Annotated in this window: 13 protein-coding genes; 2 read left to right on the top strand and 11 right to left on the bottom strand. The window is 61.4% G+C overall.

Features of this window, described 5'->3' with window-relative positions; all coding sequences use genetic code 11:
* The first annotated feature begins 152 nt into the window (after nt 1–152).
* Nucleotides 153–1,352: a septation protein SepH gene (gene sepH / locus CRD60_RS03295; protein ID WP_113859864.1), complete on the top strand. Its 1,200-nt coding sequence runs from the start codon at nt 153–155 to the stop codon at nt 1,350–1,352.
* Between the two features lie 230 nt (nt 1,353–1,582).
* On the opposite strand, the gene CRD60_RS03300 is transcribed toward sepH, so the two are convergent.
* Nucleotides 1,583–2,851 carry an alkaline phosphatase family protein gene (locus CRD60_RS03300; protein ID WP_113859865.1) on the bottom strand — a complete coding sequence of 423 codons (1,269 nt, stop codon included), beginning with the start codon at nt 2,849–2,851 and terminating at the stop codon, nt 1,583–1,585.
* A 99-nt stretch (nt 2,852–2,950) separates the two neighbouring features.
* Here CRD60_RS03300 and CRD60_RS03305 point away from each other — a divergent pair, with 99 nt between their 5' ends.
* Nucleotides 2,951–5,611 carry a DNA gyrase/topoisomerase IV subunit A gene (locus CRD60_RS03305; protein WP_113859866.1) on the top strand — a complete coding sequence of 887 codons (2,661 nt, stop codon included), beginning with the start codon at nt 2,951–2,953 and terminating at the stop codon, nt 5,609–5,611.
* Between the two features lie 562 nt (nt 5,612–6,173).
* Here the strand turns inward: CRD60_RS03305 and CRD60_RS03310 are convergent.
* The 10 genes from CRD60_RS03310 to CRD60_RS03360 all read right to left on the bottom strand — a co-directional run bounded on the left by CRD60_RS03310 (nt 6,174) and on the right by CRD60_RS03360 (nt 12,800).
* Nucleotides 6,174–6,371: an Lhr family helicase gene (locus CRD60_RS03310; protein WP_127975632.1), complete on the bottom strand. Its 198-nt coding sequence runs from the start codon at nt 6,369–6,371 to the stop codon at nt 6,174–6,176.
* A 641-nt stretch (nt 6,372–7,012) separates the two neighbouring features.
* Complete coding sequence (locus CRD60_RS03320) at nt 7,013–7,420, bottom strand: hypothetical protein (RefSeq protein ID WP_113859869.1); 408 nt, start codon at nt 7,418–7,420, stop codon at nt 7,013–7,015.
* Nucleotides 7,413–7,727 carry a hypothetical protein gene (locus CRD60_RS03325; RefSeq protein WP_161522177.1) on the bottom strand — a complete coding sequence of 105 codons (315 nt, stop codon included), beginning with the start codon at nt 7,725–7,727 and terminating at the stop codon, nt 7,413–7,415. The genes CRD60_RS03320 and CRD60_RS03325 overlap by 8 nt, the downstream gene beginning before the upstream one ends.
* Complete coding sequence (locus CRD60_RS03330; RefSeq protein WP_113859871.1) at nt 7,724–7,990, bottom strand: hypothetical protein; 267 nt, start codon at nt 7,988–7,990, stop codon at nt 7,724–7,726. The genes CRD60_RS03325 and CRD60_RS03330 overlap by 4 nt, the downstream gene beginning before the upstream one ends.
* Before the next feature lie 64 nt (nt 7,991–8,054).
* On the bottom strand, nt 8,055–8,234 hold the full coding sequence (locus tag CRD60_RS03335) for a hypothetical protein (RefSeq protein ID WP_113859872.1): 180 nt from the start codon (nt 8,232–8,234) through the stop codon (nt 8,055–8,057).
* Nucleotides 8,219–8,440: a hypothetical protein gene (locus tag CRD60_RS03340; RefSeq protein WP_113859873.1), complete on the bottom strand. Its 222-nt coding sequence runs from the start codon at nt 8,438–8,440 to the stop codon at nt 8,219–8,221. Before CRD60_RS03340 ends, CRD60_RS03335 begins: the two co-directional genes overlap by 16 nt.
* Complete coding sequence (locus tag CRD60_RS03345) at nt 8,415–8,621, bottom strand: hypothetical protein (protein WP_113859874.1); 207 nt, start codon at nt 8,619–8,621, stop codon at nt 8,415–8,417. The genes CRD60_RS03340 and CRD60_RS03345 overlap by 26 nt, the downstream gene beginning before the upstream one ends.
* Nucleotides 8,528–9,403 carry a DEAD/DEAH box helicase gene (locus tag CRD60_RS09415; RefSeq protein ID WP_407923165.1) on the bottom strand — a complete coding sequence of 292 codons (876 nt, stop codon included), beginning with the start codon at nt 9,401–9,403 and terminating at the stop codon, nt 8,528–8,530. Before CRD60_RS09415 ends, CRD60_RS03345 begins: the two co-directional genes overlap by 94 nt.
* 126 nt (nt 9,404–9,529) lie before the next feature.
* Nucleotides 9,530–10,627 (bottom strand): class C sortase, encoded by a 1,098-nt coding sequence (locus CRD60_RS03355; RefSeq protein ID WP_127975633.1) that lies wholly within the window; start codon nt 10,625–10,627, stop codon nt 9,530–9,532.
* A gap of 217 nt (nt 10,628–10,844) precedes the next feature.
* Nucleotides 10,845–12,800, bottom strand: coding sequence for an isopeptide-forming domain-containing fimbrial protein (locus CRD60_RS03360; protein WP_113859876.1), 1,956 nt, complete (start codon nt 12,798–12,800; stop codon nt 10,845–10,847).
* Nucleotides 12,801–12,861: the final 61 nt, after the last annotated feature.

Genomic DNA, 12,861 nt, shown 5'->3' on the forward strand with positions numbered 1-12,861 from the left:
TTCCATCTGTTGTAGGGTGTATGCGCCATAGAATACATGACGTTTACCCCGCACAGGATACACGATTTGAAATCGTCGTAAAGTACGACACGTGGGGCACAATGGAATATGGAGACTAACTGGCGGCTCCAGAATAGGAAAGTGGTGCACAAATGCCTGATAAATCGCTGGAAGAGGCGCGCTTCGACCATGTGGCGGACACGGGTGACCTCATTTTCTCCGCTGCAGGATTGAAATTCGCTGTAAGAGTGAATGACAGGCTTGAACGTGCCATCCTTGAGGCCAAGCAGATTCAGTCGGAACACCTGGAAAACCCCTATAGCAAGCCGGCCCCGGCCCTGCCCATCTCCCAGATTCAGGCCCTGATCCGCGCAGGAGCCGACCCCGCCCAGGTTGCGCAACGATATGAGCTCAGTGATGCCCTGGTTCGGCGTTTCTCAGCGCCAGTGGAGACGGAGAAACAGTATGCCATCGAGCAGTTCCTGAATGTGCCGACAGCCAAGGAGAGCCGGGTCCACAACACCTCCGAACTCATCGAACGCCACTTGGCCCTTGCCGGTATCGGAATGGAGTCTGTGACCTGGAAGGCGACGCGCCGGGGACTTGAACCCTGGAAGATCACCGCCGAGTTCGCCTCGGCCGGCCGCCAGGTCACAGCCGAATGGACCTGGAACATGCACGACAATGCGGTGGTCTGCCGCAATGCTTCGGCACAGAGCCTCTTCGGTGTCAGCAAGGCTGGCCACAAGGGTGCGGATGAGAGCATGACGAGCGACGGGAGCGGCACTACCGCATCCTCGGCCGCCAATTCAATAAGTCAGATACCAGGTGATTCCGTTCGCTCGGCCCGTATAGAACGGACGGTGTCCGCCTGGCAGCAGCAGGATGCCGGCAGTGCGCAGCAGCCGTCACAGGGAACCGGCAGAGCTCAGCACAGTAGGTCAGCGGACGAACAAGCCCAGCAGACCAATTTCCAGCCCGCCCTCCCGGATCCTTCGCCTGCCCAAGAGACCCATGGGGCTAATTCCGGCAGTCAAGGCAGTGAGCGTATAGATCTGTCGGCCCTGACACCCCACCTCCCCCACGGCTCGGCCCGACCCAGCCCTGTCAAGCCCAGCGACCAGGCCGAAGGCGGAAGCAAAACAGCCCCCACCCAGCAGCCGAAGCCGGATTCCAAACCTGCCGTGCTCTGGGAGGAGAGCCCCGACCAGGAGGCCGATAGGGATTCCCAGCGGCAAGACCAGGCCATAAGCGATACGGGCCAGGCAACAGGGACCAAGGGCAAGGCCTCCAAGCGCAAGTCCGGGCGCTCCGCCGTACCCAGTTGGGATGAGATCCTCTTCGGAGACTGAGGTCAGTCGGCAAGCGGGGACATAGGCTTTAGGTCACGGACCACAGGGACCACAGGGATGAAAGTGACCAAGTCACTCATGTCTCTGGCTCGTCTCTAAGTCCTGCCTTCAGCCAGGCCTCCCTTCTTCGCAATGCCGCAACCGACACACGGTCTGGCGCGCAGGGGTTCAGAGCACCAGCCAGGTATGCGGCCAATGTTCGCACTCCCTGGTCCTGTGGCCAGTGCGCGCTATATGAGGTCAATCAGACAGGGAATATCCTGCTCAGCGGCCGTCAGTGATCCATGGACGCTGGGCAGGCGGGTGGCCTGGGCGCTCTGGCTGCGTGAATCCACGATGGTGACCGCTTCAGCGGCGCAGACCAGCACATCGCCGATCATGGGGATGATTCGCTCCTCAACCGGCCCATAGAGTCCCAGCTCCAGGGCTTCCTGCCGGGTCATGACCCTGGCCCTGGTACCCAGATGCTCCCTCCAGCGCCTGGCTATATCATCGGCCTCCACATCCGGTTGGGCGTAGAGCATGGTGAAGCGCGGCTCACCCCCAACCAGGGCGACGCCTCGGGCCAGATCCTCTTCCTCGGCAATATCTATGCGCTGGTTTGGGTCCGTGGAGATCATGCCATGGTCGGCCGTGATCACTATCAGGCAGCCGGCCGGAGCGTTTCTGTGAAGGGTGGCCAGCTGGGAGTCGATGCTTTCCAGGGCTGCGATCCACTGGTCGGACTGCCAACCGTAGGCATGGCCGTTCTTGTCAGCGTCGCGGATGTATAGGTAGGTCAGACCAGGCACCCGTGCGGCTTGCGCGGCGTTCCTGGCACGCTGGCCCGGAGCCATCTCGCCGATGTAGTCGGAGCCACGCAGGGCAGCCTGGGTCAAGGGGGAATCGGCGAATTTAGGTAGACCCGATGACGTGACCCGTACCTCCTGGCCAGCCAGGGACTCGAAGATGGTGGGCTGTTGCTGCAGATCCAGGGGTTTGAGAGCCGACCGGAACTGGATGAGTTGGGAGAGCTTGCCGGTCTTGGGATTGCGTTGGGTGTAGCCGGTCATGCCCGTAAGGCCTGGACAGGTGCCGGTGCCGAAGGTCCCCATGGCTGCCACCGTGGTGGTCGGCGCACAGCTGGCGATGGGGCGCTGGTTGACCTCCTGACTCATCAGCGAGCGCAGGTAGGGCGCATGGCCCAGGCGGGCCTTGAGGTTCCAATAGCCCAAGCCGTCCACCAACACCACGATGGCCGAGCTGGCACTGGGCAGGCCCAGGGCCTCCTGCAGGGCCTTGGGATCCCGGTGCACTGCTGTGCCTACGGGGTGCCCCAGACTGGCCGTCAGGGCCGGCAGTAGGGAGGAAAGATGGAGGGCGCCACCACGGGGCCCTTCCAGCAGCTCCCCTCCCCCCGACTGGCCCGGCTGGGGTGAGGCCATGGGGTCCTGGTCGCCATAGGTGGCTGGTTCCCGCAGGCGCAGGAGTTCCTGGGTGCTCGGCAGATCGAGGTTCATGGCTTCCATTCAAGCACCGCAGGGCGAACAATGTCGTTTGACCGCTCGGTCCGATACCATGGTTCGGTTGGTCGTTTCGTAAGGAGTCTGGTAACAAGCATGGCAAGACGCGCACAGAAGGCTGGGCCTGGGTTCGACCCCCACACTGTCAAGGAGCATATCGTTGAGACCCCCCTCAAGGAGGAGATGAGCAAATCCTTCCTGGAGTATGCCTATTCGGTTATCTATGCCCGAGCCCTGCCTGACGCCCGCGATGGCCTCAAGCCGGTCCAGCGGCGGATCATCTACCAGATGGGCCAGATGAACCTGACACCGGACAGGCCCTACATGAAGTCCGCCCGTGCGGTGGGTGAGGTCATGGGCAAGCTCCACCCCCATGGGGACTCGTCCATTTATGAGGCCATGGTCCGATTGGCCCAGCCCTTCGCCATGCGCCTGCCCCTGGTGGATGGCCACGGCAACTTCGGCTCCCTTGACGACGGGCCTGCGGCCTCCCGGTACACTGAGGCCCGCCTGGCCCCGGCCGCCCTGGGCATGAATGCCGACATCGACGAGGATACGGTCGACTTCACACCCAACTATGACAACAAGCTCCAGGAGCCGACGGTCCTTCCCGCGGCCATTCCCAACCTGCTGGTCAACGGGGCATCGGGCATCGCCGTGGGTATGGCCACCAACATGGCCACCCATAATCTGGGCGAGGTGGTGGCCGCGGCCAAATACCTGATGCGCCACCCAGATGCCAGCCTTGACGACCTGATGCGCTTTGTACCTGGCCCTGATTGGCCCACCGGCGGCATTATCATCGGCCGCGACGGCATACGTGATGCCTATGAAACGGGCCGGGGAACCCTAACCACCCGTTCAGCCACCCACATCGAGAATGTGACCGCCCGCAAGAAGGCCATCGTGGTGACCGAGCTGCCCTTCATGGTGGGACCGGAACGTGTCCTGGAACGTATTTCCGAGGGGGTCAAGAACCATAAGCTGGAGGGCATCTCCGGGGCCATCGACCTGACTGACCGCCATAACGGCACCCGCCTGGTCATCGAGATCAAGACCGGCTTCGACCCCAACGCCGTCTTGGCCCAGCTCTTCAAGACCACACCCCTGGAAGACAACTTCACCATGAACAACGTGGCCCTGGTCGGCGGCAGGCCTCACACCATGGGTCTCAAGGAGATGCTGCGGGTCTGGGTGGAACACCGCCGGGTCGTCGTCCAGCGCCGCAGCGAGTACCGCAGGAAGAAGGCCCTGGAACGCCTGCACCTGGTGGAGGGCCTGCTCCTGGCCATTGTGGACATCGACGAGGTCATTCAGGTCATCAGGACCTCGGATGACGCCGAGGCCGCCAAGCAGCGGCTCATAGCGGTCTTCGATCTGGACGAGGTCCAGGCCCAGTACATCCTGGACCTCCGCCTGCGTCGGCTGACCAAGATGAGCCGGATCGAGCTGGAGAGCGAACGGGACGAGCTCAAGCGCAAGATCGAGGAGCTGTCAGCCATCCTGGCCTCAGCGCAGGAGTTGGACAAGGTCATTGTCCAGGAGATGGATCAGGCCGTGAAGGCCTGGGGTGACCCCCGCCGCACCCTGCTCTTAGACAAGGATGCCGACGGCAACCTCCTTCCGGTGCGGATCTCTGGCGACGAGGAGGCCAGCAAGGCCGCCGAGGCCGCCATCCATGTGGCTAAGACGGTCTCCTCGGCCTCGGCCGAACTCAAAGCGGCTGCAGCGGCCCGCAAGGCAGGTCAGGAGGACGCTGCAAAGGCCGCCCTCCAGCTTGATGACGAACCCTGCGCCGTCATGATGAGCGCATCGGGCCTCATAGCCCGTACCGGGGCCTGCGCCTTGGATGTCTGGCAGTCACGGTCATCTTCGGACATTCGCCTGGCCGACGACCAGATCGTCACCATCTTCAGGACCAGCACCCTGGCCAGCTATGGCCTGGTGACTTCAGCCGGGCGACTAGTCCTGGCCCATGTGGCCGACCTGCCCAGTCTGCCGGATGCCGAGGTGCTCAGCCTGACCGGAGGCGTCCAGGCCCAGGAACTCCTGACCCAGACGGAGGACACCGATCCCGTGGCCGGGGAACGGGTCGTGACCGCCATAGCCCTGACGGACCAGGAAGCCCCACTGGCCATCGCCACCCGCTCCGGCATGGTCAAACGTTGGAACCGTGAGGCCCCGTCGACCATGGATTCATGGCCCATCATCGAGTTCAAGGACCCCCAGGACCAGGTGGTATTCGCCGCACCCGCCCAGGATGAGGACCGTCTAGTCCTCATCTCCACCGACTCCTCGCTTCTGACCTTCGATGCCAAGCTGGTCCGCCCCCAAGGCAGGACGGCCGCCGGCATGGCCGGCATCAGACTAGCTGACGGAAGTCGCCTCCTGGCCTTCAACGTGGTGCCGGCCGGCAAGGTGAGCTGGACCTACGAGGAGGGTGACAACGGCCTTTCCTCGACATCCGGTGCGGTGGTCCTGACCGTGGCCGGCGATGCTGAGGCCCTGCCTGGCACCGAAAACGGGGCGGCCAAGGTGACGCCTCTGGAGATGTACCCGACCAAGGGCAGGGGCACCGGCGGTGTCCGCTCCCAGCGCCTGCTCAAGGGGCAGACCGCCCTGCTTCTGGCCTGCGTGGGATCCTACCCCCTGCATGCCTCGACTGAAGGCGGCAACCCCGTCGAACTGCCCAAGCCCGACATGCGCAGGGATGCATCAGGCCTTGAACTGGACGCCCCCATTGCCTATGCCGCCTAGGAGAAAGCACAGGGAATCAGCTAGCAGGGAGCTTCTGCTTGCTCCGAAGGATGGCTGGCTGGATAGATAGACTGATGGAAAGAAGATAAGCGGTAGGGGGTCAGCCCCATAGGGCTGACCACGAACCCGCCGGCAACCAGCATCCGCCAGCAGTTGGCATATTTGGATAGGGGCTACCCGTTGATGTCAAGGATGGTGGAACTTGACCTGTTCATGCTTCTTAGGGCTGTGACCTGGTTGATATGGCCGCACACAGATGGTCCTCCTGTCTTTGGAAGACATGGAGGTGGTGTCCCTTGGGGCTGTAATATGAGCACCGGAATGCCGTGAGACAACACCAAGGGTGAGCAGGATCGTCTGAACGGTTTAGGCAGGTCCCTGCCGCTATCGCCGGCATCGTCCACAGGCAGGAGCGGAGGCCAGTCGAAGACAGGCCATTGAGGTTGGCCGGATCCACGAGGTCCACCAGTAGGGACTCGGCAGCCTGGCCGACTTCCAGCTGTGAAGCCCGGTCTCGCAGCCTGTCGGCCGCTTCCTTGCCGGTGAACTGGGCTGCCGACAGTCAGTCGACAAAGAGCCCACGAATAATGGTCCCCATTCCGTCCATGGCCTTGAGCAGAGGGGAGAAGCCGCTGAAGCCTCCGGCAAGACCCTCCTTGTCAACTAGGTCGGATGCCGACAGGCCATACCGGTCCAGAAGGCCCTCCAGCTGGGCCAGGTCCTGGTGCGCCCGACCTACCGCTGCATCCGCCGACTTCACCAAGAACCACCAGCCACTCAAGTTGTCGGGCAATGGGTGCCTCTGGACCCAGTGCAGCCACATACGGACCGGACAGGAAGGCTGGGAGGTCCTACCCTGGCCCTGAAGATGAGGTCGCGGACAGGTGCGAAGAAGCTGTCGCTGACCTTCACCTGCCATACCGAGAACCAGAGGAACCGGGCCAGGCTGTCATGGGTAGGCGGGGATTGGCGAAACCCACCGGTCTGCGGGTCGACCAAAGTCTGGCGAAAGCCCCTGGCAGCCAGCAATCTCACAAGCCGGTCGGCCTGGTACGCGCGCGCAGATTGCAGGAGCTCCAGCAGTGCCTCCTCCAGGGTGTCGCTTCCTGCAGATGGGTCTGACTCCGGCCCGCAGGTCTGGGGTGGATGTGCCTCGGCGGCTGCTTCACATCCTATCGTCTTGTACCCACCTGTTCCGTTTGAGGTGATGTCCTCTTGATCGCCTCTTGGCACCAGGAGCTGGTCCAGGATCCATGTCTGGTAGCCACGAAGCCTGGCAGGCAACACGGCGAACTCCTAGAGGGCAGCCGGCAGGAGCAGGCCCACCAAGACCGCCAGCAGGTCCAACAGGTCATCCGGAGTCGCCTTACCTGAGATGGGCTCTCCCCCATACCCCGACTGTCAATCCCCCTGTCCGTCCACAAAGGACTGGAAGACCAGGGCTTCGACCGGTTTAAGCCCGGGCCTTGGCCAGCAGGGCATCCAGCTCATGGCGGCCGAGGCCGCAACCAGACCCAGGTCCTGGACCAGCTGGTCGGCGGTCAAGGGACCGTGGGTCTTCGCATAGCGGACCACCCGCCCAGGCTGGTCACTGGGGTTCAGAATGTTCGCGAAGATCCGTTCGACCAGCTCCTGCTTGACCTGCCCGACCACGTCCAGGTCAAGGGATACAGCTGATCTGGCCGCTGCCCAGAAGCCCTTCGAACACCTGAAGGTCAAGACCCAGCAGACGGGCCTGGCGCTCAGCTTGGAAGCTGTCCCCTGGTATATAACCGCACCCAGGATGCCAAAGAGAAGATGATCAGCCAAGGCAGAGGGGGGTTTGGGTGGACACCTGGATCAGGCTTACCTTGCCTGTCTGGAGGTCGGCCATGAGCCTGTGGAAACTGGGCATGCCGTAGACATCCTGCAGACATTTCCTCACCGACTCCAGAAACAATGGGAAGCCCAGCCGTGTCCTTGCTGCGGCCAGCGGCTGTAAGGACCATAGACGCTGCTGCCGGGGGAATCCTGCTTCCAGGCCGGTCTGCGGCAGGAAGAGGGACCGGTCCACACACTCCCGGAATCTGGCGGCGAAGAGGACCGAATGGCCCAGCTCCCCCTTCGCTAGCTTCACGCCCTGCCTGGATTGAATCTGAGGAGTTCCCATAGGTCGGGTAGGCTCTGCCCCTGCGGCAGGCGGATGACGATGCCCTGGTCCGCGGCGTAGACCTGGCGAATCCTTCCAAGCCAGGGGCAGCCAGAAGGCGAAGAAGTCCTCGAATCATAGGTTCCGGTCATCATGCCCATAACCAAGTCAAAGATGCCCCGGTCCAATGCTGCAAAGGGGACCTCGCCCCGGACCAGGCAGAACCAGTCATCGGGGTCCAGGTCGTCCATGGGGCGGCAGAGACAGTCTGCTGGGCCAGGATATCCAAGGGGTTGGAAATCACCCGGTGCGGTTCTATCTTGCCCGGCCTCCATAGCCTCGATAGTCGCTCCCCAGCCCTATGAGCTCCTGGCGGATCGGTGGGTAGAGGATGTCGTGGGAGCGGCCGCCGACATGGTATTCTGCCCGGCCCACCCGTTGCAGGCAGGAGGATACCGACAGCGGTGAGGCCACCTGGATCACCAGGTCAACCACCCCATGTCTATGCCCAATTCCAGGCTGCTGACGACAACCACGCAGCGCGGGTGCCAGGCCTTGAGGGATTCCTCCATGCTCATGCGACGCTCCATGGACACCGACCAATGGTGGGCCATAACGATGGTCCCACCCACGGGCAGCCGATGGACCATGTTGATGGAGGACCCCACCACCGAGTCATAAAGCCGCCTGCCACCCCCCATACTGGCCCTCTTCGGCCTCTCCACTGGTCTGATCCGACGAGGCCTCCTGCTGCATCATCTTCCCATAGAGGTCATTGAGGGTGGCGGTCAGCTTTTCCGACAGCACTCTGGCATCGACAAAGACCAGGGTGGTCCAGTTGCTGAGGATCTCCTCCACCAGGCGTGTTCGCAGACCGGCCATATCAACTTGGAGGGCCAGTCACCGGTCCCATTATCCATGGGTCCAAATGCTTTCGGCTTCCCGCCGACGCCAGGCTGAGGTAAGCCGCCGGGACGGCAATTCCAACTCTGCCAGTCATATGACGGCGTGCGCTTCGAATCGACCAGCTTGAGGTCCATCTGTGGATGAGTGCCCGGGTCCGCAATGGCCACCGGCCTGTCGCCGCCCAGGAACCTGGCCATCTCCTCGGCCGGCCTGACGGTGGCCGACAGGCCGATTCGTTGGATGAGGCGGCCGACCAGCCGATCCGGTCGCCCCAGACTCAGGATCAAATGGGCACCGCGTTTGCCGTCGGCGAGCGTATGGATCTCATCGACGATGACGGTCTGCATCTGGTCGAGGTGCTGCGGGCCTTGGAGGTGAGCAGCAGGTAAAGGGACACTGGGGGTGGTGACCAAAAAGTCGTGCGGATGCAGGCCGGCCTCCAGGCAGGTGTGGCGGATGCCCACCAGGAGAGCCCGGAGATTCTTGGCGATATCTACGCCCAGGGCCTTAAAGGTGAGAGGTAGAGGACCTTGGCACCCCGCTTCCCTTGCCTCGGACTGGGTTCTTGTGCTGTCGCTCTGGGTCCCGAAGTCCTGCCCGTCGCCTTCTGCCAGCGTGCCCACCACTCTGGCATCTGCTGGCTCAGCCGTCTTTCCCTGCCCCCTTGGGCCGGTCCGACGAGGCCTGACTGAGTCATCTATGACCGACAGGAAGACCGTCAAGGTCTTGCCGGAGCCCATGTACCAGGACCAGCACATGCCCACCCTGACCGACACAACCGGCCAGGCCGCCTCCTATACCTCAGTAGGTCCAGGGAAGGCATGGAGAAACCAGTCTCGCCATCGGTGCCGAAAAACCACCCATAGAATCGAACATATGTTCGATTATGGCAGGAAGCGACGACGGGCCACCACCAAGATGTGGGACCGGCGACCATGGATCAGACCACTCGTGTGAAGGGGCAGTATCAGTGCTTCCTGTCCGATTCCCGCCAACAGCAAGCCCACCGTCAGAAGAAGGAAGCCTACCTTGGCCCCCTTGAGGACAGCATCTCCAGGCGCTTCGCTCGGTTCCGGTATGGGATGAGGAATCGGTTGCCGGGTCCCCGTTATGATCATGCGATGTGTGTTGACACCATAAGGCGTACAGGTCATCAGGGTGACCATGTCCTTGCCCGGCACCACTGCGTACAGATGTGTGTCCTCGGGGTCAATGACATGAATCCCAATGATCCTATACCCCATGGTGTGGTCCAGGGTGTTCACGTAGAAGATATCGCCCTCTTGGAGCTCATCCAAGCGGGTAAACAGCAAGGCACCGGCAAGTCCACGATGACCGGACAGCACACTGTTGGTGGAGGAACCACCAATCGGCAGGCTGGTACCATATAGGTGCCCAGCCCCCGAAGCCAGAGCCTGGTCCGAGGTGCCATGGTAGATGGGCATCTTCACGGAAATCTTTGGCACAGAGATGGAACCCATGACACCATCTCCGATATTCAACAGACGCTGATATCGCTTGTCGCGCTGAGAAAGGGTAGGCGACCCGTCCCCCGGCGAGAAGGGATCCGATGCCTCCCCCAGGGTCTCCTGGCCGGATGCCGCAATATCACGGTTGTAACGACGCGCTGCCTCAAGTTGCCTGGATATCCGAGCACTGGGCCAAGCGCTCACCGCCTCGGCTGTGGCCTGGGCACGGGCGGACTGTTGCCGATAACTGACATACTGGACCACCGGCATCCAGAGAAGGCAGGCCAAGGCCAGGAAGAGGCACAGCACAATGCCCCATTGAAGGATCTCATCCCTGACAAGCCTACGCGAGCGTGGTGTGCCCAGCTCGACACCGATAAAAATCTCGGAGAAGGCAGCAGCACCCAAATCATCCAGCGCACATACAACCCGTCCGGCATCAGTAAGGGACAATCGACTCTGATCGGCATCGCCCGAGAACCGTTCGGCTTGCCTGACCAATCGCTCTTCCATAGTCATCTCCTGATAGCCGGGGTGAGGGACCCATTGGCCACTACCCCGACTAATTCGTCCGGCCTCTTACATAACAAGGGCCGGCCACCGTGGAGGGGGTATCCACGGAAGTCGGCCCAAGGATGGATTACATGACCTGGGGGCCCCTGACCGCAACCAGCTCAGCGATCATTCGCTGGAGGAGAGCACGGCAGGAATCTCCACATCATGGCTTGTGTCATCCCTGAATCTCTGATCCGTGACGCTTGACGACAGCCAGGCAGATGCCTGCAGCCAGGAAAAGCAAGGCCAGAAGCAGGGCCAGGAAGATGCCGGCTCCACCAGTCAGAGGTAGTTGGGAGATGGAATTGACATTGAGGACATCGACCGCATTCGGAGCAGCCGTCGGAGCGGCAACGACACCGGGGACCGGCATGGACACAGCGGCAACAAGGCCCCAGGTGTCGTTTGTGTTGGAGAAGAGGGGCTTGGATGCATCCGCCTTGCCGGCATTCACCCTAGTCTCGATTTTCTCGTCGAAGGAGGGCTTGAAGGTCCCGGAAAAACCTTCAGGCGCCTTGGTTTCAGCCACCGTATAGGTGCCGTCGGCCAGACCATCGATTTTCAACAGGCCCTTGTCGAGCTTGCCGGCATCGGTGTAGGAACCGTCCGAAACCTCCAAAGTATCGGTCGCATTGGTGTTGGCAGCTGACTGGTCAGCGGCCTTCTTGTATGAGCCGGGAATGACGACTCCTCCGGGGTTCCCGACCTTCATGAAACGGACCGAGGTACCAGTGCTCTTGTCCTTGATTTGGAACTGCGCACCAGAAAGGGAGGAACCATCGGCCTTGGCCTTCTTCTGCACGCTGAAGCTGTAGAAGTAGACATTGGATAGATCCTTGGTGTCCGGGTCGTTGATCACAGTGGAGCCACCGGTTCCATCATTGTTGGTCGGAGGGTTGGCGGGGTCGTTGGAGTACTCCAGAGACACGCCGTTGCTGACCGTTCCAGAGGTGGCTGCGTCATTAACCTGCATCCAATAGTCAATGAAGATGGTCTTGCCGTATTCGTAGGGGTCAGATTCCTTGATATGAGATGTAAGATCGACAACCAGATGATGGTCGCTCGCATCCATGCTAGCCGCGTACTTGCTGTCGGCTACTGGTGTGGAACTGGCGATGCCAGCCTCGTCAGAAGCCACATAGACCCTGACACCATGAGTGGCATCGGAGGGATCAATGACCGTCAGACCGGCCGATGGCTTATCGGTGATGCTGTACTTGTAGATGGGGAAACCGGTGGTTAGCGGAACACTGGCGGTAACCCGATAATGGACATAGTCGCCTATGGAGACACTGGAACCCTTGGCAGGGTCGACAACGACCTTCTTGGAGAGGCTAGGCACATTGTTCTTCAGCATGACCGTACCCAGTTCCACAGCAGCCGTCTCACCCTTGAACTTGGTGTAACCAGCGAAGCTGGGGCTGGCTGTTGCAGCAACAGGAGTGCCGAGCATCATGGGGATGGAGGCGGTGTCAAACTGAGTGTCTGTATTACCGGGGGCCGTGGTGTCCTCAACGAGGTAGAGCCCCTGGGCGAGACCGTTGAAGGTCAGCTCTGCATCGGCATCTGCAGCCACAGTGGCGGGAGTCTGGTCCTTCTGGGCCACAGGAGCGGACTCTATCGCACTCTGGAAGTCACTCTGCTGAGCCAAGGCGGTCACAAAGGAACGCAATTTGCCATCCCAAGCCGAGGGCTTCTCAGCGTTTGAAGTGGTGTCCTGATTACCCGAACCAGCCGCAGTCGAGTTGAAGCCCAGCCACTTGGAGGCTACTTCACCTACAGGATTACCTGCAAATCCGGTCGCCGCCGGACCACCGGTCACGGTCGTCAGAGCCGCCTCGGCCGGGGCAACCATGGCAGAGTCCGTACCAACTGCCACAGCGGTTAGGTCACTGCCATCGTGGGCAGCGTTCAGATAGGTGCCGATCCGAACGGCCGTGAACTTATGCCCATTCATAGCCTTGCCCTTGCCTTTGATGGCCAGGGTGCCGGTGGTCCCCTCAAGGTCAGCTGCAGGAATCTGCTCCTCAGCAGCCGATGCCGTACCAGCCCCTGCCAGCGACAGGCCCAGAACCATGGCAGCACTGAGAACCAAACCCAGAGCTCCCCTTGTATGTGATAACTTTCTCATATCTACTCCTTATTTTGTTATGCATTTTGTGTTTGTTCGGACCCAGTGCCGTAAGTGGTAA

Origin of the sequence: Bifidobacterium aemilianum (assembly GCF_003315635.1) — a bacterium.
Lineage (GTDB): Bacteria > Actinomycetota > Actinomycetes > Actinomycetales > Bifidobacteriaceae > Bifidobacterium > Bifidobacterium aemilianum.

What these genes read in the sequence shown, in the direction of transcription:
- CRD60_RS03345 (WP_113859874.1), bottom strand. Translation starts at nt 8,621, where the DNA reads ATGGCCGGTCTGCGAACACGCCTGGTGGAGGAGATCCTCAGCAACTGG.
- CRD60_RS03340 (WP_113859873.1), bottom strand. Translation starts at nt 8,440, where the DNA reads ATGGGGGGTGGCAGGCGGCTTTATGACTCGGTGGTGGGGTCCTCCATC.
- CRD60_RS03305 (WP_113859866.1), top strand. Translation starts at nt 2,951, where the DNA reads ATGGCAAGACGCGCACAGAAGGCTGGGCCTGGGTTCGACCCCCACACT.
- CRD60_RS09415 (WP_407923165.1), bottom strand. Translation starts at nt 9,403, where the DNA reads ATGTGCTGGTCCTGGTACATGGGCTCCGGCAAGACCTTGACGGTCTTC.
- CRD60_RS03355 (WP_127975633.1), bottom strand. Translation starts at nt 10,627, where the DNA reads ATGGAAGAGCGATTGGTCAGGCAAGCCGAACGGTTCTCGGGCGATGCC.
- sepH (WP_113859864.1), top strand. Translation starts at nt 153, where the DNA reads ATGCCTGATAAATCGCTGGAAGAGGCGCGCTTCGACCATGTGGCGGAC.
- CRD60_RS03360 (WP_113859876.1), bottom strand. Translation starts at nt 12,800, where the DNA reads ATGAGAAAGTTATCACATACAAGGGGAGCTCTGGGTTTGGTTCTCAGT.
- CRD60_RS03330 (WP_113859871.1), bottom strand. Translation starts at nt 7,990, where the DNA reads ATGGACGACCTGGACCCCGATGACTGGTTCTGCCTGGTCCGGGGCGAG.
- CRD60_RS03300 (WP_113859865.1), bottom strand. Translation starts at nt 2,851, where the DNA reads ATGAACCTCGATCTGCCGAGCACCCAGGAACTCCTGCGCCTGCGGGAA.